We start from the raw sequence: 18619 nt of genomic DNA, 5'->3' as shown, positions 1-18619 counted from the left end.
CATAGGAAGATGAAGCTGATTCAAAGACGTGCTTATGGATTTAGAAATTTTGAAAATTATAGGTTAAGGGTTAAAGTTTTGTGTTCTTGATTAGTGCCCCCTGATTTGGGGAAGAGCCAAAGTGTTACAAATTTGCTACAGTACTTTTTTTGAATCCTTGAATATAAACGTAAGTTCTTGATTTATAAAGGTTAAATGGCGCGCTCGGAGGGACTCGAACCCCCGACACCTTGGTTCGAAGCCAAGTACTCTATCCAGCTGAGCTACGAGCGCAATGAGGTATGGATTTAATATTTTGCCATTTTGCGTTCTGGTTGATATTGAATGCTACTAACCAGAATGGTGGGCCGTATAGGATTCGAACCTATGACACAGAGGTTAAAAGCCTCCTGCTCTACCACCTGAGCTAACGGCCCTTAAGGCAAAATATTTTTAAACTGTACTCTAAAACTGGTGGGCCGTATAGGATTCGAACCTATGACACAGAGGTTAAAAGCCTCCTGCTCTACCACCTGAGCTAACGGCCCTAAAGAGGCTGGAATAATACCGTATTATCGAAGAATTTCAAGTCTTTTTATAATGTTTCTTATATTTTTGTTATTTTAACGGGCATAAATGTTTTTTTTAGACAAAATTGGCGTTAAAAAAACGAGGTTTGCTTGATTAATGGGGTATGAGTATTAATACTTTTTTCTGTAGCCAATATGGTGCAATGCCGCATTTTTAATTTATCAGCAAGGATTTGAGCGTTATTTGTTGAAGTAATGAGTAAGAGAACATCTGCTCCCAAAGCGCCGCAACCTTTGATTGCGAGTATCTCCGAATATTTTTTAAATTCACTGATAAGTTTTGAGCTGTGTTCTGCAACTAAATTTAGCTCTGCGAGTTTTTGATGATAGCTATTAATAGTCATAATCAATTTTTGAGAATTAGCTTGCTGGAAGGCTTGTTTTGCTTCATCTACTAATAGCGATAAAAAATCAATCTGATCGGGAAGGGCGGTATCCTGTAAATGATGATGAGTAGCTAGTTTTACGCCTGTATGGATGAGAAAAAAAGACAGATCATGAAAGGGCCAGTCGTAGGATTTGATTACTTTGTGTTGCTTATTAATGTAAACGCACCCTTGTTGGGATTGTGCTATTACATCATACCCACTAGGCCTTAAACCTTTTCCTGTCCATGATGATTCATAGTAAGCATTAATCATCTGTTTTAAATCAGGTATTGTATTATTTACAAAACAACTCGCTAAATAACTTGCCAAAAATTGTGCACTGGAAGCACCTAAGCCACCTCGACCTGCATAAGGATCATTCCATAAAAGACTTTGTTCCAAATTTTGTTGTTGCCACCAACGTCCAGCCGGAGATTCCGGGTGAATTCCAGATGGTTTTTCTTGTTTTGTCAGAGTGAGCTCAAAACAGGGGGAGGTTGTGAGAACAAATGCTGAAGCTTCAGCTACAGCAGCATACTCACCTAATAAAAAAGTTTTCGCAGGAATTAACCATTTCATATGGCAATCGGCGTTTGTCTGATTTTTGCCAATAACTCATGAGCATTGTTAAGGCTAATTCTTTTATGCAGATCCAACCACTTTTGTAAATGTTCTTTGAGTACAGGCATTTCATTTTCATTAGCCCCTGCAGCCAAGAGCAGATTATCAATATGTAATTTCATATGGCCTTGAATAATACCTTCAGTACATAATGCCTTAATCGCACCTAAATTTTGGACAAGGCCTACAGCAGCAATAACTTGAGCTAATTGATTTGCTGAAGAAATATTCATCATTCGTAAACACATTTTTGCCGTAGGGTGCAATGAAGTAACACCGCCTATAGTTCCTACAATAATTGGAGCCGTGAGTTGCCCTGTAAGTACTCCATCCTGATAGCGCCAACGTGTAATTGCTCGATATTGCCCATCGCGAGCTGCATAAGCATGCACTCCAGCCTCTACTGCGCGCCAGTCATTTCCTGTTGCAATTAAAACGGGATCAATGCCATTCATTACCCCTTTATTATGGGTAGCAGCTCTATATGGATCCATTTCTGCAAAGAGCGATGCTTCTTGCAGTTTTTGGCCAAGTACTGGATCTATAGTATTTATCGTGACTTGTGCTGTTGTTAACTTTTGATCATTCAAATTGGATAAAATACACATGGTGACTTCTTCACCAGTTAACTGCTCTATAGGTGTTTTCAAGTATTCAAGGACTTGATTGATGATATTGGCTCCCATGGCATCGCAACTATTCATAGTCAAGTGAATGACGGCCATATCTTGATTATCTTCTCTTTTGAGCTGGCGTAATTGTAAATCCATGACCCCGCCGCCGCGTTTTACCATATTTTCAGCGACATCTTTATTGGCTTTGCTAATCAGATAAGTTCGGTTTTCATGGAAAATTTGAGAAAACTTAGAGAAGTCTTTAACGTTTGCTAATTGAATTTGTCCTAAAATACATTCGCCTTGAACCCAAGTTTTTATTTCGCCACATTGTCTAATCCATTTGGCGGATTTAGATAAAGCTGCGATAATTGATGTTTCTTCAACCGCCATCGGAATAACATAGTCTTGGCCGTTAATGTTGAAATTAGTTGCTACACCTAAAGGAAGTTGAAAATAACCAATAACGTTTTCAATCAGTTTATCTGCTAGATTCAAATCCTTTATGCCACCATTTTTAAGAAATGCAATGTCTTCAGGTGTTATGGCACCTAAGGCTAACAAGCGCTTAAAACGTTCTTCGCGAGAGAGTTTAGAAAATCCACGGAATAGCTCGTCGTTGTTAGAAGTTAAAGGCATGCTTTCTCCTTTGAGTAGCCGGCATTAACGCAAGTTTTGTAATGCCATGTTTGCGTTGTTCAAATTGGCTGTAATTTTCTTGCATACCTGATTTCAGTGTTTTGAAAAAAATGAAAGCAATTTTATCATAAAATAGGACAGCAAACTACCCGGAAATTGTAGGTAATATTTGATTTAGTTTTATTTTCTTATGCTGTTATACATCATAGAGTTTGGGTTTTCCTAAATGCTCATTTAATTCATGAAAAAAAGTGAATTTTATCTTTACGAGCATTTTATTGCATATCCTAATTTACCTCACCAATAGAGGGACTAACTGGCCAAAATAAGCTAGGTGAATTTTTTTTATAATCATTTAGTTTTTTTAATTTAATTTCCTGGTGTTTTTTAGGCGTGAAGTGTAAATTAAGCGCACTTAGTTGGATTTAACTGTTGGAGATGTTATGGGAAAACACAGTAAAGAAGTGAATGCTTTTAACGCGGCTAAAAAATTAAGAGAAACACTTATCGAACAATTGAAAAAGTGTAACTCCCCAGAAGACTTGGAACGATTTTTAAAGAAATATCACGAAAACCTGAAGAAAAGAGTTTCTACTATAAGATTAACTCCTTATCATCAAGAAGAGCTCAACAGCTTGGATCGAGAGATTAAAGAACTGACCCATAAGTTAAGAGTACGTTTTTCGCCAGAAGTTCAAATTGAATCAAGCCCAAGTACTCATGAGCGGCATGAAGAACTTCCTGTTCTTGTAGAAGAAAGCGCAAGTTTAACTACAACTCCTGAGCCTATGAAAGAAAATCATCTCCTTCAACAACAGGTTGAGCATAAAGCCGAGGCTTCTATTGAGAAAGAAAAAGAGGACGCTCTTGCCTCAACTCAGCCTAAAACACCACTTGAATCCCTTACAAGAAGAGGCCGGTTAGAAAGAGAAAATTCTGGGGTATTAGAGCCCCCGAAAACAAGGCATAGTGTAAAATCTAAGAAGACTTTAAGCGATAATAAGCTGTCCCAGGAAACTTATGTTGATCCCAGAATCATAGACAAACGTCGTATATATATTTTTGATGTAAAGGTCAAATTAAGAGCAATTCAGGCAAAACATAAAATATATGAAGAAAAAGCTAAAAAATATCAGAACGAAAAAAATCAAAAGGAATTCTCGAAATATTCAAACGCTGCAACAGCTGCCAAAAGTATTCATGCCCAAATTTCTGCATTGATTAGGCAATATGTTGTGGATGGCAACTTGGTTTCGTTTAAATCAAGAAGCCAAGAAGTTCTAGGCGAAGATAAAGAACACGTAAAAACATTACGAACACATCGGGGATGGTGGGAAAAATTTTTGGATGATCTGGTCGATCTCATTAATACAGGATTGAATCGTGTTGGCTCTACAGTTCGCATGCATGAGTTATCAATGTTTAAGCCTCTGGCCGATGGAGGCAAGAAAGTTACTGAACTAAATAATGCAATTAGCTCGCTAAAAGCAACGGTTTAGCTTTTCGCAATATAAAAAGTAGCCTGAGTTTAATTTCATGCACTCAGGCTCTATTTTTTACCTATCCGAATAATGCGTTATTGTGGTACCATGCTTTATTGTTTTTGCTCTTCCAGACTATTCCTATTATTCTTGAGGCTATTTTTCAATAAATATGACTATGGTACAAAACAGCGCGCAAATCACGTTCGATAAGGAACTTGCCAGAGTTCACTGTACAGGACCCTGGTCTGTTCTGAAAATTGGGAATTTATTAACAAAATTCGGTGAAGTTGAGTTACCAAAAAAACAAAAAGTAATTATTAGCGGCAAAGACATCAGTGATTTTGATAGTGCAGGAGCTTTAGCTTTAATTAAATGTGTTGATATGCTCGAACAGCGAGAAAATCAAGTTGAACTGGCTGATTTTACCGAAAATCAACAACAACTTATAGATTTAATTAAATCAAAAAAAGATGTTTTAGATTATCAAATTCCCTCTCCAGATAAAAAAAATGTATTCTATCAATTGGGTAAAGAGTCAGAGAATAAATTCCAGCAAGTAGATGGCCTTATTGTTTTAATTGGTGATTTGACTACTAAATTATTCGAAGCATTTGGTAATTGGCGACGATTTCAATTACCTAGCATTATTTCAAATGTTCATACAACAGGCGTAACCGCTTTGCCTATCTTGGCTTTGCTTTCTTTTTTAATTGGTGTGGTTTTGGCTTATCAAATGGGATTGCAATTGCAAACATATGGGGCAAACAGCTTCATTGCCTATTTATCAGGCATGGCTATTTTCCGTGAATTTGCTCCTCTTATTACAGCTATTATTGTTGCTGGGCGCACCAGTTCTGCATTTACGGCACAAATTGGTAGTATGAAACTGAATGAAGAAGTGGATGCGCTTTTAACTATGGGGCTTTCTCCCACGGAATTATTAGTACTTCCTAAAGTTCTAGGTTTATTGCTCGTATTCCCTTTATTGATTTTTTGGTCTGATGTTTTTAGTATTTTAGGGGCGATGATTATGGCTAATAACATGCTGGGCATCAGCTTCATCGATTTTTTACAACGACTGAAAGATTCTGTTGGAATTTCACAGTTGAATTTAGGCCTATATAAAGCCCCCGCATTTGCATTGTTAATTGCTCTGGTTGGTTGTTTTCAGGGATTTAGAGTAGAAGCCGGTACGGAAAAAAATATTGGCAGCCAAACCACTAAAAGTGTGGTGCAGGCATTATTTTTAATTATCATTGCTGACGCAATTTATTCAATCATTTACAGTCGGATGCATTTATAGATGAGTGAACCCATTATCGAAATTAAAGGGCTAAAAAATTATCTCGGTGGTCAATGGGTGCACTCTGATGTGAATTTGACTGTGGAAAAAGGAGAGATCCTAGCCATTATTGGTGGTTCGGGAAGTGGAAAAACAACGATATTACGTAGTTTATTGATGTTACTAAAGCCTACAGCAGGCGAGATTAAAATATTTGGCCAAGACATTAGCCATCTCAATATGGAACAATCATTTCTGCTTCGTCGTCGTTGGGGGATGCTTTTTCAGCATAGTGCATTATTTTCATCAATGAATGTGGTAGAAAATGTTATGTTTCCCATGCGAGAGTTCACTAAGCTGGATCATAAATTCATGTATGAATTGGCCCTGCTAAAAATCGCATTAGTTGGATTACCTAAAGAAGCCGCGGGTAAATTACCTTCAGAATTGAGTGGGGGAATGCAAAGAAGAGCAGCTGCAGCGCGTGCAATTGCTATGGATCCTGAGCTGTTATTTTTGGATGAGCCAACTACAGGTTTGGACCCATTGAGCGCAAGGCTTTTCGATGAATTGATCGTTTTTTTAAGAGATTCTTTAAAACTGACTATAGTCATGGTGAGTCATGATATAGAATCTTTAAAACGAACAACAGATCGCGTGGCCTTTGTCGGTGATGGAAGAATTTTAAGTATTGAGACGATTGATGATTTGATGAAAAATAAGAATAAAATAATTGCTGGTTATTTTAGTAAAATGTAATCTAGTGCCTCAATTGAATGTATGAGAAGGCACTATGCGTAACTGGAGACAGAATACTTGGAAGCGAAAACCAATTACACTATCGTAGGGGTAGTCGTACTTATATTACTGGTAGGGTTAGTGGCTACAATGCTGTGGTTGTCTGTTGGTTTTAGTCAGAAGAAATACATTACTTATACCGTTTTTATGCATGAAGCGGCTTCTGGTCTGACACAGGATGCTCCTGTGAAATACAATGGGGTACAAGTCGGTGACGTAAAAGAAATAAAATTAAATCAAAGCGACCCGAGGCAAGTTGAAGTCTTGTTGGATATTGAAGAAGGAACACCTATTACGACAAGCACATATGCAACATTAAACTCCCAAGGGATCACTGGTGTAACTTATATTGGTCTAAGCGCAAGTACCTCTGATCTGACGCCAATCCAAAAGATGCCTGGTGAACCATACCCCGTTATTCCTTCAAAACCTTCTGTTTTTACTCAATTGGACGGCATTTTAAAGAGAGTATCAGAAGATGTGGATTCTGTAAGTACTGAAGCAAAACGTATATTTAATGAAGAAAATGCAATACATGTACGTCATATTTTAGCTAATATTGATCATTTTTCTAAAGATCTTGCGCGTAATGGTAAGAATGTTAATGTTTTAATGGATAATCTTGCCAAAACAAGTCGTGATTTCCCGCATATGCTTGATGAATTAAGAGTGGGAATAACTAAATTTAATACGATGGCAGAAAGTTTGAGTAAAGCTGGAAACAGCGTATCAAAAACTATGGGTACAGGTAAAAATGCCATAGATAAAATTTCAGAGGAAGCGCTTCCGCCCGCTGTGATCTTATTACGACGATTGAATGCAATTTCTGCTAATTTGGAAAAAGTAAGTAGTGAAATGCGACAAAACCCTGCTGTTGTTGTTCGTGGAAGTAAACCGCCAAAACCAGGGCCTGGAGAATAAAAGATGAAAAAGTTGACTGTGTTTCTCGTGGGTTTAAGTACAGCGGTACTGACTGCATGCTCACCTGTTAAAGTCTCTGTAAAAAATCAATATCAATTAAGTGCATACAGCACGAAACAGATGGTTAAAGAGCCGATGCCTATTACTTTGCTGGTTACAGCCCCTGATGCTGCCGCAGGGTATCAAACAGAACAAATGCTTTATATTAAAAAACCGTATGAACTTGAACCGTTTGCAAAAAATGCATGGGTAAATCCACCAGCAGATATGCTTTATCCTTTAATTCTGCAAAGCTTGCAAAGGACAAATCTTTTTAAAGCTGTTACATCTAATGCTTATACTTTAGGTGTAAATTATCGATTAGATACCCAATTGCTTGCGCTAGAACAAAATTTCCTTAAAAAACCGAGTGTACTAGAATTTTCAGTCAAAATTGTTTTAACCCATGTTAGTGATAATAAAGTATTGGCTTCGAAAATTATCAATTTACAAATCCCCTGTCCTAGTGATACACCCTACGGTGGTGTAATCGCAGCGAATAAAGCGACTCAACAGTTTACTGCGAGCTTAGCCCATTTTGTCGTGTCTCATATTGAGCACTAGAGGATGGGTTTCGCGTAAATTGTACCTATAAAATCGTAGCTTGGGTGCAACATAGGGAACTTCGGTATGGACTTGAATAAAATTTTTCAACGTGATGCTGCACCCGGTCTACGAATTAAGACTGAATAGGTTTAATTTAGTTACTGTAGCCAAAAAATAAAAAGAATTGTACAATGTGCCCCCATGAGCCCTGTATGGGATTTTTGAAATTTGTTAATAATAAAAAGAACGAAGGAGATTGAGGATGAAAGCCGGATCATTATGTAAATTAGGTCTGCTTGTAGCGAGTGCTGTTTTAGTTGCTGCGTGCTCCAAAGCACCAGGTAGTGCTGATGGAGTAGGGGTGACTGATGCTGAAGCTTCTGCTCAGGGTTTAGGTCAATTTACTCATTTTGCTGGTCAAGAACCAGGTGAATCTTATACAACTAAGGCTCCTCATAATCAATTGTATTTGTTCTCTTATGATGACAGTAACTTGGCTCCCAAATATTTACCATCTGTTAATGCTCAAGCAGAATACTTGAAGACCCATGCTGGTGCTCGTGTGTTAATAGCTGGACATACTGATGAGCGCGGTAGTCGTGAATATAACGTTGCTCTTGGTGAGCGTCGTGCAAATACTGTAGCAGACATTTTGCGTATGGCTGGTGTTAACAGACAACAAATGCGAGTTGTGAGCTACGGCAAAGAGCGTCCAATTAACTTAGGACATGATGAAGCGTCGCATGCACAAAATCGACGCGTAGAATTTACATATGAGGCAACAAGATGATAAATTGCAAAAAACACATTATCGCTACAGGTTTTATGTTCATGCTACCTTTGACCTGTTGGTCAGTGGCGCCTGTAGTTGATGAAAGTGAAAATTTTGCAATGATTGACCAGCAGGCGTATGAAGCGCCTGTTGGTTCTAAATACGATGAACCACAAATTGAAAATGGTCGGTTTGATGTAGCGAGGAATGAGAATTATTCAGATGATGAACCTGCACTTGCTAAAGATGACCAATCAAATGATTCAAGTAATATTGCTGACAGCGCCAAGCTGATTGATAAAATTCAAAGTTTGCAACAAGAAATCCAAGAGCTGCGCGGACAACTGGAAGTACAAGCTCATGATTTAAAATTATTACAGCAGCAGCAAGTTGCTTTTTATAAAGATTTAGATTCGCGTTTAAGTGGGACTGCTTCTGCTAAAGCATCGCCAAATAAACCTTCATTGGATCTTTCTGTAGGTTCTAATGAACCCGCTGCACCTAAAAAAACTGTATCTGCACCTGATGTCCAAGCAAACAAATCGGGTACTACACCAGTTACGGTTCCTGCTGTATCGACCTCCAGAGCAAATCCTGCGGATGAACAAATCAGCTATTTAGCTGCATACGAATTAATAAAAAATAAACGATATGATGATGCCATAAGCGCAATGAATGTATTTGTTCAAAAATATCCAAGGGGCGGTTACACTGCTAATGCACAATATTGGTTAGGTGAGCTCTATTTAGTTAAAAAAGATTATTCACAAGCCATAGCGCATTTTAACGTTGTATTACAACAATTTCCTACTTCAAGTAAATCGGCTGCAAGCATGTTGAAAGTTGGCTACGCTTATGCTGAACAAGGTGATAAACAAGAGGCTAAGAAGTTCCTGCAACAAGTAGTAAGAGCTTATCCTGGTACACCTACAGCACAATTGGCTAATTCAAAATTACGTACGATATAATTAATGAATTTTTTTATACGTAGTTCCGAAATTTGTAAAAAATGTAGCTTGGGTGAAGTGCAGCGTAGTCTGGGTTTTCTATGACAAATTTCTCGAGTTACGGCTGCGCCTTAATTAGGCTACATTGAACTAGTTTATGGATCCCAAGGAGAAATTATGTATTGGCTAGCTCATGCCCCAGCTAATATTGCTTTGATCAAATATATGGGAAAAAAGGATGATAACTCTAATAGTCCTGATAATCCTTCATTGTCCTACACCTTAAATGAACTTAAAAGTACAGTAAGACTTGAAAAAGCAAGTTCCAAAAAAGATATTTGGGAACCATTGCTTATACCGGGCGGAATTGAAAATTTTGTTCTTTCCGCAGAAGGGCAAAAAAGGTTTCTTAACCATCTCGCTCGCATAAAGGCATACTTTGGCTATGAGGGTGGGTTTTTAGTACAATCTTGTAATAATTTTCCACACAGTAGTGGTATGGCGAGTTCTGCCTCAAGCTTCGCAGCGTTAACTCGCTGTGCTGTGGTTGCTTTGAGCGAATTAACTAATAAACCCACGCCTTCAGTTGATGAACAAGCACAGTTAAGTCGATTAGGCTCAGGATCATCCTGTCGATCTTTTTATTCTCCCTGGGCATTATGGGATGACAATGAAGTTAAAGCAGTGGACTTACCTTATCCTGAATTAATCTATCAAGGTGTGATTATTAGCAATAAGAAGAAGGATGTTCCCTCAAGTGAAGCACATCAACGAGTAAAGAGCAGTCCTTTCTATGCAACACGGAGTCAAAGGGCAAGGGAGAACTTAAAGCATTTATTAGACGCATTGATGAGTCAAAATTGGACTTCGGCATATCAGATATGCTGGCGTGAATTTCAAGATATGCATCGTTTGTTTAGTACTTGTGAGCAACCCTTTTCATATATGACCGACAATTGTATTGATCTATTGCACCATTTGGAGAATTTTTGGAATAAAAAGGGCGATGGCCCTATAGTGACTATGGATGCTGGACCTAATATTCATTTGTTGTATCGTTCTGACCAAGTTGAATTGGCACGTGAATTTAAACGTGATTATTTAATAGGCAATTATGATGTTCTTTGATTTTGAAACCACAACTTTTGGCAAATGGATTTTGGCAGGTGAGCACGCTGTAGTACGGGGGCATCCCGCTCTGGTATTTCCGATCAAGGAAAAGAAATTAACTTTGACTTATTCTGCCGCTGCAACTTCCTTAGGGGCTGATTATACAGGAAGCAGTGGCGCTGATATGCAGCTTTTATTCTGGAGTGTGCTAGAACATGGCATGCAATTATTAGGCCGCTCTTTAAATCAATTAGGTGGCTTTTTCCATTTAGATAGCACAATCCCGGTGGGGGCTGGAATGGGGGCTTCAGCAGCTCTTTGTGTGGCAATGAGTCGTTGGTTTTGTGCGCAACAAATGATAGAGCAAAGTCAATGTAATGATTTTGCAAAAGAACTGGAACATTTATTTCATGGAAAGAGTAGTGGGCTTGATGTAGCAGGAGTTGCTATGGAAGAAGGGGTTTATTTTAAATCCGGAAATATTACCCCACTTCAGCAAAAAATTCGTCCTCAGTTTTTCTTATCTTCATGTAAGCAAATTGGAATTACGTCACATTGTATCCAACAGGTCCAAAATTTATGGACTAAAAATCCTACATTGGCTGAACAAATTGATAAACAAATGGTAGTAGCAGTTGAAGAGGCTAGAAATGCTTTGGAGTTAGGGGGCGTGGATGCAATCCCTTCTTTGGCACAAGCAATTAATAAAGCGGCTGATTGCTTCTATCAATGGAACCTGGTTAGCGAGAGTTTACAGCAACATATGAATCGATTAACTGCAGAAGGTGCTCTGGCTGTAAAACCTACAGGTTCCGGGGGAGGGGGATTTGTACTAAGTCTTTGGGACAAGCAGCCACCTAAGTATCTTGAATTACTGGTTGCTTGATATCGAATGATTAGTCTACAAATTGATAATAGACCTCAGTTCCTTTTACCATTCCAAGTTCATAGCGTGCTTGTTCTTCCAGGGCTTGCTCGCCACTTTTTAACTCTCTAATATCTGCTTCAAGAGCTCGATTACGTGTTGCCAGTTTATTGTTTTCTTGTTCGTGAGCTGCCAATTTTTTTTCAAGATTTTGCCATTGAATCAAATTTCCATCGCCCAGCCACAGCTTATGTTGTAAAACAACCAAGGAAACAATCAAAATTATAAACAAAGGGCGCATAGGTTTTGCTTAATTAAAAGATATCCTTTGTCCATTGTATTACCATATCACAATGTGTAGCAATATCCGTTTGAGTAATTTTTTACATTGGATGTTTAAAACTTAAAATCACAGAAAAAAGAGTAAGATTGAGAAGTTAAATCTGTAATCAGGTCCAAGCTCCAGTAACCCGGGTTTCGCTGCGTTGTTCCCAAGCTACTGGCTATGCTAATCAATCAAAAATGTTTACGTAAAATGTTAAGCTCTTCATTTAATTGATCTATTCTTTCCAATAGTTCTAATGCAAGTGCTACCCCCGGTAGATTAATTCCCAAATCTCGATGTAAGCGGAATGCCGATTCAATTTTGCGAAGATCGTTTGGATTTAATTTAAGGTGCTCTGTTTTTGCTGTTTTGTTAGAAAATAATCCGTATTCTACCATTTCATGTAATAATTCTTCAGGTATATGATACTTTCGACATACTTCATCAAATGAGACAGTCATAGTTTCTTCAATAAGCACGCCAATTATTGTATTGTCTTGCTTCATGCTTATACTCCCATTTTGTCACGTGGATTAAAAGGCATTACTTGCTCCATTTTTTTATAGAGGTCTGCTGCTGCCTCAGTTGTTGGTGGTGGCGTAATAATTTTTAAAAGAACGTATTGATGCCCAGGAGTTGTTCCTGGTAACCCACGATTTTTAAGCCTTAATTTTTGTCCTCCTTGAGATGCCGGGGGAATTTTTAAATCGATTTTTCCTCCCAATGTAGGAACTTCAATCGTTGCACCTAATGCAGCTTCCCATGGAGTAATAGGGAGTGTGAGGTAGATGTCACCATCCATTAAATCAAAAAGAGGGTGTTTATCAATATGAATCGTTAAATAAATATCACCGCGAGGGCCCCCATGGATTCCCGCCGCTCCTTGTCCTGCAAGGCGAATTTGTTGGCCTGATTTTACTCCTGGCGGTATTTTCACTTTTAGGGTTTGCATGGTGACTTTTGATTCTTGTGCAATTGGAATCTGGATGTTTTTAACTGTTCCTTTAAATGCATCCTCCAGGCTGATATTTATTTTTCCATGATAATCTTGTCCGGCCATCGGTTCCTGGCGGTAGCGAGAATGACCGAATAAACTTTCAAATAAGTCCTCATTAAATTGACCACTGTAAAAATGTTCGGATTCTTCAGGGCGCCAATGTGTCGACGTTCCTTGTTGTTGATACGCTTTGCTTTTTCGATACCTATCATACTCAGCTTTTTTAACCGGATCCCTTAAAACCTCGTATGCTTCCCCCATTTCTTTAAAGTGCTCTTCTGCATTGGGTTCCTTACTTATATCAGGGTGGTACTTCCGAGCCAATTTTCGATATGCCATCTTAATATCTTTCTCAGAGGCATCCTCACTTACTCCCATTATTTTGTAATAGTCTTTGTCCATATTTTTATACTCAATTTAAAGATCATTTATTTTTGTAACACATATTTTCCTGGAGCGTCAGGTAACGTTTTATCGATTTTAGGTGGTGAGCTCATTCCACTGATTGATTGTCTCACTAGCCAATCATGCCAGGCAATCCACCATGAACCTTTTTTCGATTCGGCGATTTCCTGCCAATGCTCAGGAGAAATATATGTTTCTTCCTTTTTTTGTTCACGAATTAAATAACTTCGCCTCGGATGCCCTGGTTCACTAACAATACCTGCATTATGGCCACCATTCGTCAGAACAAAAGTAATATCTTCTCGTTTAATCAGCGAATGAGTTTTATAAACAGACTTCCACGGACTCACATGGTCTTTCTCAGTGCTGACTACGAATGCAGGCAGTCTAATATTTTCAGGTGCTATATGCTTGCCTTCAATAGTAAATTGCCCTTCGGAGAATTCATTTTTGAGGAACAATTTTTCAAGATATTCGCTGTGCATTTTATAAGGCATTCGCGTTGTATCCGCGTTCCATGCAAGTAAGGCGATCATCCCTCTTTGTGTTCCATGCAAGTAGTCTTGAACCATTTTAGACCAAATCAGATCGTAGGATCGCAACATTTGAAAACTTCCAGCCATGAGTTTGGTATCCAAATAGCCTTGTTCCCACATAATGTTTTCCAAAAATGATACCTGACTGTTATTAATGAAAAGTAATAATTCACCTGCTTCGGTAAAATCTCCCTGAGCCGCGAGCAGAGAAAGACTTTTCAGGCGGTCGTCATGGTCTTTAGCCATCGTTGCTGCGGTAATCATAGCTAAAGTTCCGCCAATGCAATACCCCATTAAATGAATTTTTGTGTTAGGTATTATGGCTGATATTTTATCGATTGCAGCCATAGCTCCTTGTCGATAATAATCATCAAGCGCTAAATTTCTGTCTTCAGAAGATGGGTTGAGCCAGGAAACTATGAATACAGTATGGCCTTGTTGAACCAGCCAATTCACTAATGAGTTTTCCGGAAGAAGATCAAGAATATAATACTTCATAATCCAGGCTGGAAGGATTAATAAGGGTTCTTTATAGACTTTTTGAGTTTGCGCTTCGTATTGAATGAGTTCAATCAGATGATTTTTAAAAACCACCTTGCCTTTTGTCAAGGCAACATGCTTGCCTGGTATGAAGTGTTCAACTCCTGCTGGAGGAGTTCCTGTTAACTTTTCAACAAGGTCCTGCAGGCCTAATTGTGTTCCATGAATTAGATTTTCTCCATATGAATTTAATGTTTCTTGCAATAAATCAGGATTAGTCAAAACAAAATTGGAAGGGGATAGTGCATCAAGGAGCTGCTTTATTGTGAATGAAATAATTCGTCGATTGGCTTCATTCAATCCCGGGATTTCACTTGCTGCTTTTAAAGACCATTCTTCAATTTGTAAAAATTGTTCCGCCCATAAACGCCATGGATAGAGATTCCATTTATCCGTATGAAAACGCACATCGTTACCATTGCCAGGTTTGTCGTGATGAACGAGTCGTTCAACAAAATCAGAGAAATTCAATAATGGATAAAGACTTAATTTTAAGAAGGTCCCCGGGGCTTGTAACAGTTGCGATCCCCATGAAAAATATGATGTTGCTACTGAAGCCGGGCTAATACTAGCAGTAAATTTTCCCAGATTGGCTTGGTAATACTTATCAATTAGATTAAAAAGATCGTATGCAATAGCAGAATTATTTTCTTTGATGTCTGGACGTGCAGTTGATCCGTTTCTTTCTTTAATTTTTTGTGATGAATTCTTTTTTTTCAGAACAACTTTAGCCATTTTTTTCATGGTTTCAGTTCTTATCACCGTTATGGTTATGAAATAGTATAGTCTTTTGGATATTTATTTGTATATTAATCAGTTAAAGTACATACTATCCTCTTTACTTGTGTGTCTGTTGTCATTAGTTGTATCCTGTAAATTCAGGACTCTTTTCCTAGGTTGACTTGGTTTATTTTAGCTACGGTTTCTTATTGCCGAGAACTGTAGATAGATTTTAACAGCTACATGAAGTATCAGTACCGTTTGAATTTATATTGGAGACCTTTATGCAAAAGTATTTACTAAATACCTTAGTTGTTTTTGTTTTATTTTCATTAGTTGGTTGTCAGTCGAATCAGGCAACTTCTAATATGTTTAGGTCTTTTACACCCTTGGCTACTCCTAGCGCCGATTTAACGCAAGCAGTACAAGAAGCATTAATGCGTAATGATGATCTTGCTGTTTCCCAAGTGCATGTGCAAACTAGGCAAGATGTTGTGATTCTATCTGGATATGTTAAAAAGATTAGGCTCAGTGATACTGCAGAACAAATAGCGCGTCAGGTACCAGGTGTACGTATTGTAGAAAATCATATAATCGTCCGACCATAGACGTTAATGTTCTCCATTTGTACTATATTTATAAAATAGGTTAAGTATGTTCAAATGGAGAATAAAATGGCTGACCTAATTCATAATGCCTTGCCAGTAACAAAGCGAAAAATTATTTTTATCCATCCAGACGATTCTGTAAGAAAAAGCATTGATATGATGACGGAATATGATATCGGTGCATTGGTTGTTGTGGACAATGACAATCAATTAGTAGGTATAGTAAGTGAACGAGATATCGTGCGTTCTTGTCTGCACAAATGCATTAATTTGGAAACGGGAAAAGTTGCAGATGTGGTACATAGAGATGTCACCATACTTAGCCCTAATGATGTTGTAGAAAAAGCAATGCAAGCTATGACCGCGACTAAAAGAAGACATGTGTTGATTCGTGATGAAAATAATGAATTTGTTGCAATTTTATCCATAGGTGATTTGCTTTATCACATACTTGAAGATAAGACTAGAGTGATAGAGCAATTAGAAAATTATATCCATACCTATTAACAGAGTTTTTTAGGATGATATAGTATCCTTTTAAATGCACTTACGAATCCTATGAAAACTGTTTTCAAGTTGCTTCTAATTTTCTTTGTATTTCATGCCAATATGTGGGCTGCTGAATTATCGCCCACATGGTATTCCAAGACAGATAACAAGGTGGTTATCAATGTAGAAATGTTTCTGTCGTCAACCTGCCCCCATTGTCAAAAGGCTGATGCATTCTTTCACGATACAGAAGCAAAATATCCGGATTTGCATGTTCAACGGTATTATATTAATCAGGACAAAAATGCATTAGGTCGTTTTTATCAATTATTGAGCGCTCAGCAAATGGATGATTTTGCTGTTCCATCAATCTATATTTGTAATTCGCGTTGGGTTGGTTTTGCTTCAGCAGAAACCACTGGCAAAGATTTATTGCATGCGATTAATTATTGTAAGAAACAAATTGAAAATAAAGGTAAATTAAACCTTGAAACAGTTAATACCTTGCGCCATTTAGCTAATGCAAATCGATTTATTACGGGATTGACAGAAAAACCGTCAAGGATTCGTTTTACAACGACAATCGCGTTTATGGATTCTTTTAGTCCTTGTGCATTTTTTTGTTTTGCAGGATTTCTTGCTTTTCTTTTAATTGAAACACAGAAAAAAAAGCAGCTTATAGCCAGTCTTTTATTTGCCTCTTCAGTGGCAATAGTCCACTATTTTCAACAAGTTTATACCAGTACTTTTTTTGAGTTGTTGCCTTGGATGCATGTTCCCGCCGTATTATTAGGTTTAATGACAATTTATTTTGTGGGGCAATATTATAAACAAAAGTATTCCAAGACTTTGTATTTTTTATTAGCTTTTTTCTTAGGGATGATCACTACAATTTATCAGCAAACCTGTGTGATGAATTGGTCTACAATTTTTGAACAATGGCTAAATGATCAACACTTATCAAGTGTGCAGGCAAGTTTATATCAATTGCTGTATCAAGGAGTGTACATACTCCCTTTACTCTTGATTTTACTTATTTATTTTATCTTGATTAGGGTCGAGCGCTTTGCTGCATTACGAACAAAATTAGCCACTATTGGCTTGTTATTTTTGCTTGCAATCGCTGTAAGTTTGGTGGTCTATCCATTTGTATTGTCCAACTTTGGAATCTCTATCGTGCTTTTATTTATCTTGATGATTATTGGTTACTTTTTAAATTTGACTTGATCTTGCTTTGATGATTTGGGATTATCATCTCTCTTTGTTTGTAATAGCTCAGGGTTCACTAATGTTTACCCGGTTGGGTTTGTCCGCAAGATGCGCCAAATACGACCGTTCCTTGATAGGGGCTGAGCACTTACCTTTGTTTTTCAGGTGATAACATGAGCAAGCCCATTAATATCCCCGTTGTTGTTGAGAGCGGGAAAAAATATAAAACATCTCATGGCGTAACAGCAATTAAAGATGGAGTAAAACCAACAGGGTTAGTTTATGAACGTTTACCTAAACCTAAATGGTTGCGCGTCGTCAATCATACTACTCCTGAGTATCACCAAGTAAAAGAACAGGTACAAAAACACCGTTTGGCTACTGTTTGTGAAGAAGCAAAGTGTCCTAATATTGCTGAATGCTGGTCGCATGGTACGGCTACGATTATGTTAATGGGGGCTGTATGCACACGAGCATGTCGTTTCTGCTCAGTAGATACTGGTAATCCTCATGGTTGGTTGGATCTGCAAGAACCAGAAAACACAGCAAATACCGTTGCATTAATGAATTTAGATTATGTCGTGTTAACCTCAGTAAACAGAGATGATTTACCTGATGGTGGCGCAAATCATTATGCACAAACGATACGTGCGATTAAACAACGCTCTCCAAAAACTAAAGTAGAAGCATTAACTCCTGATTTTCAAGGTGTAGAAAGAGATATTGCGGTATTACTCGATAGTGGTGTTGATGTATTTGCACAAAATGTTGAAACGGTAGAACGTTTAACTCATCCGGTGCGTGATAATAGAGCGGGTTATAGGCAAACACTAAACGTTCTCGCATTTGCTAAACGCTATAGACCAGATGTCTTGACCAAAACCAGCTTGATGTTAGGTTTAGGTGAAACAGATGAAGAAATTATACAAACAATGGATGACTTGCGTGCCCATAATGTAGATATTCTTACTCTGGGACAATATTTGCAACCGACAAAAAACCATTTACCTATCGCGCGTTATGTGACTCCAGAAACCTTTGCTGAGCTTAGGCAAATCGGATTAAAAAAAGGATTTTTTGAAGTAGCTTCCGGACCTTTAGTTCGTTCAAGTTATCGAGCAGACCGAATATTTAAACAAGATAATTTAGGTTTAGATAATTAACTTTATATTTTGTGGCCCGGGTGAGTTGAAACCCGGGAAACAATTTCTCTCT

The 18619-nt window shown here is 38.0% G+C and carries 20 protein-coding genes and 3 tRNA genes; 14 read left to right on the top strand and 9 right to left on the bottom strand.

Annotated elements, in window-relative coordinates; all coding sequences use genetic code 11:
• On the top strand, positions 1-90 hold a 90-nt coding region (locus ELY20_RS15590; protein ID WP_131775223.1), incomplete at its 5' end, for a transposase.
• A gap of 106 nt (positions 91-196) precedes the next feature.
• On the opposite strand, the gene ELY20_RS15585 is transcribed toward ELY20_RS15590, so the two are convergent.
• The 5 genes from ELY20_RS15585 to ELY20_RS15565 all read right to left on the bottom strand — a co-directional run bounded on the left by ELY20_RS15585 (position 197) and on the right by ELY20_RS15565 (position 2811).
• Positions 197-273: transfer RNA gene (locus ELY20_RS15585), tRNA-Arg, on the bottom strand.
• 67 nt (positions 274-340) lie between these two features.
• Positions 341-416: transfer RNA gene (locus ELY20_RS15580), tRNA-Lys, on the bottom strand.
• A 35-nt stretch (positions 417-451) separates the two neighbouring features.
• Positions 452-527, bottom strand: a tRNA-Lys gene (locus ELY20_RS15575).
• Between the two features lie 113 nt (positions 528-640).
• Positions 641-1516 (bottom strand): mevalonate kinase family protein, encoded by an 876-nt coding sequence (locus ELY20_RS15570; protein WP_110143946.1) that lies wholly within the window; start codon positions 1514-1516, stop codon positions 641-643.
• Positions 1513-2811, bottom strand: coding sequence for a hydroxymethylglutaryl-CoA reductase, degradative (locus ELY20_RS15565; protein WP_110143947.1), 1299 nt, complete (start codon positions 2809-2811; stop codon positions 1513-1515). The genes ELY20_RS15570 and ELY20_RS15565 overlap by 4 nt, the downstream gene beginning before the upstream one ends.
• Positions 2812-3254: 443 nt before the next feature.
• On the opposite strand from ELY20_RS15565, the gene ELY20_RS15560 reads away from it, so the two are divergent.
• From ELY20_RS15560 to ELY20_RS15520, 9 genes are all read left to right on the top strand, one after another.
• On the top strand, positions 3255-4310 hold the full coding sequence (locus tag ELY20_RS15560; protein ID WP_110143948.1) for a hypothetical protein: 1056 nt from the start codon (positions 3255-3257) through the stop codon (positions 4308-4310).
• Positions 4311-4470: 160 nt separating this feature from the next.
• Complete coding sequence (locus ELY20_RS15555; protein ID WP_110143978.1) at positions 4471-5598, top strand: MlaE family ABC transporter permease; 1128 nt, start codon at positions 4471-4473, stop codon at positions 5596-5598.
• The gene (locus ELY20_RS15550) at positions 5599-6336 is read left to right on the top strand and encodes an ABC transporter ATP-binding protein (RefSeq protein WP_110143949.1); all 738 of its coding nucleotides are present in this window, start codon (positions 5599-5601) and stop codon (positions 6334-6336) included. It abuts the gene before it with no gap.
• Between the two features lie 57 nt (positions 6337-6393).
• Positions 6394-7296: an MlaD family protein gene (locus ELY20_RS15545; RefSeq protein WP_199739265.1), complete on the top strand. Its 903-nt coding sequence runs from the start codon at positions 6394-6396 to the stop codon at positions 7294-7296.
• Positions 7297-7299: 3 nt separating this feature from the next.
• A complete protein-coding gene (locus tag ELY20_RS15540; RefSeq protein ID WP_110143950.1) occupies positions 7300-7899 on the top strand; it encodes an ABC-type transport auxiliary lipoprotein family protein in 600 nt (199 codons plus the stop codon).
• Between the two features lie 244 nt (positions 7900-8143).
• Positions 8144-8671 (top strand): peptidoglycan-associated lipoprotein Pal, encoded by a 528-nt coding sequence (pal, locus tag ELY20_RS15535; protein ID WP_110143951.1) that lies wholly within the window; start codon positions 8144-8146, stop codon positions 8669-8671.
• Positions 8668-9621, top strand: a complete 954-nt coding sequence (ybgF, locus tag ELY20_RS15530) for a tol-pal system protein YbgF (RefSeq protein ID WP_110143952.1) — start codon at positions 8668-8670, stop codon at positions 9619-9621. Before pal ends, ybgF begins: the two co-directional genes overlap by 4 nt.
• Before the next feature lie 156 nt (positions 9622-9777).
• Positions 9778-10728 (top strand): diphosphomevalonate/mevalonate 3,5-bisphosphate decarboxylase family protein, encoded by a 951-nt coding sequence (locus ELY20_RS15525; protein ID WP_110143953.1) that lies wholly within the window; start codon positions 9778-9780, stop codon positions 10726-10728.
• A complete protein-coding gene (locus ELY20_RS15520; protein ID WP_110143954.1) occupies positions 10718-11596 on the top strand; it encodes a mevalonate kinase family protein in 879 nt (292 codons plus the stop codon). Before ELY20_RS15525 ends, ELY20_RS15520 begins: the two co-directional genes overlap by 11 nt.
• A gap of 10 nt (positions 11597-11606) precedes the next feature.
• Here ELY20_RS15520 and ftsB read toward each other — a convergent pair whose 3' ends face one another.
• From ftsB to ELY20_RS15500, 4 genes are all read right to left on the bottom strand, one after another.
• Positions 11607-11876, bottom strand: coding sequence for a cell division protein FtsB (ftsB, locus tag ELY20_RS15515; RefSeq protein WP_058466902.1), 270 nt, complete (start codon positions 11874-11876; stop codon positions 11607-11609).
• Positions 11877-12091: 215 nt separating this feature from the next.
• Positions 12092-12406 (bottom strand): chaperone modulator CbpM, encoded by a 315-nt coding sequence (locus ELY20_RS15510; protein WP_110143955.1) that lies wholly within the window; start codon positions 12404-12406, stop codon positions 12092-12094.
• A 2-nt stretch (positions 12407-12408) separates the two neighbouring features.
• Positions 12409-13299 carry a DnaJ C-terminal domain-containing protein gene (locus tag ELY20_RS15505; RefSeq protein ID WP_110143956.1) on the bottom strand — a complete coding sequence of 297 codons (891 nt, stop codon included), beginning with the start codon at positions 13297-13299 and terminating at the stop codon, positions 12409-12411.
• Between the two features lie 26 nt (positions 13300-13325).
• Positions 13326-15122 carry an alpha/beta fold hydrolase gene (locus ELY20_RS15500; protein WP_110143957.1) on the bottom strand — a complete coding sequence of 599 codons (1797 nt, stop codon included), beginning with the start codon at positions 15120-15122 and terminating at the stop codon, positions 13326-13328.
• A gap of 260 nt (positions 15123-15382) precedes the next feature.
• On the opposite strand from ELY20_RS15500, the gene ELY20_RS15495 reads away from it, so the two are divergent.
• The 4 genes from ELY20_RS15495 (at position 15383) to lipA (ending at position 18567) form a co-directional block, all read left to right on the top strand.
• Positions 15383-15706, top strand: coding sequence for a BON domain-containing protein (locus tag ELY20_RS15495; protein ID WP_110143958.1), 324 nt, complete (start codon positions 15383-15385; stop codon positions 15704-15706).
• 66 nt (positions 15707-15772) lie between these two features.
• Positions 15773-16213, top strand: coding sequence for a CBS domain-containing protein (locus ELY20_RS15490; RefSeq protein WP_110143959.1), 441 nt, complete (start codon positions 15773-15775; stop codon positions 16211-16213).
• A gap of 51 nt (positions 16214-16264) precedes the next feature.
• Positions 16265-17422: a hypothetical protein gene (locus ELY20_RS15485; protein WP_110143960.1), complete on the top strand. Its 1158-nt coding sequence runs from the start codon at positions 16265-16267 to the stop codon at positions 17420-17422.
• A 155-nt stretch (positions 17423-17577) separates the two neighbouring features.
• Positions 17578-18567, top strand: coding sequence for a lipoyl synthase (gene lipA, locus ELY20_RS15480; protein ID WP_110143961.1), 990 nt, complete (start codon positions 17578-17580; stop codon positions 18565-18567).
• The last annotated feature ends 52 nt before the right edge of the window (positions 18568-18619 follow it).

It is taken from the genome of Legionella qingyii, from assembly GCF_003990155.1.
Classification (GTDB): domain Bacteria; phylum Pseudomonadota; class Gammaproteobacteria; order Legionellales; family Legionellaceae; genus Legionella; species Legionella qingyii.
This window is presented reverse-complemented; position numbering and strand designations above follow the sequence as displayed.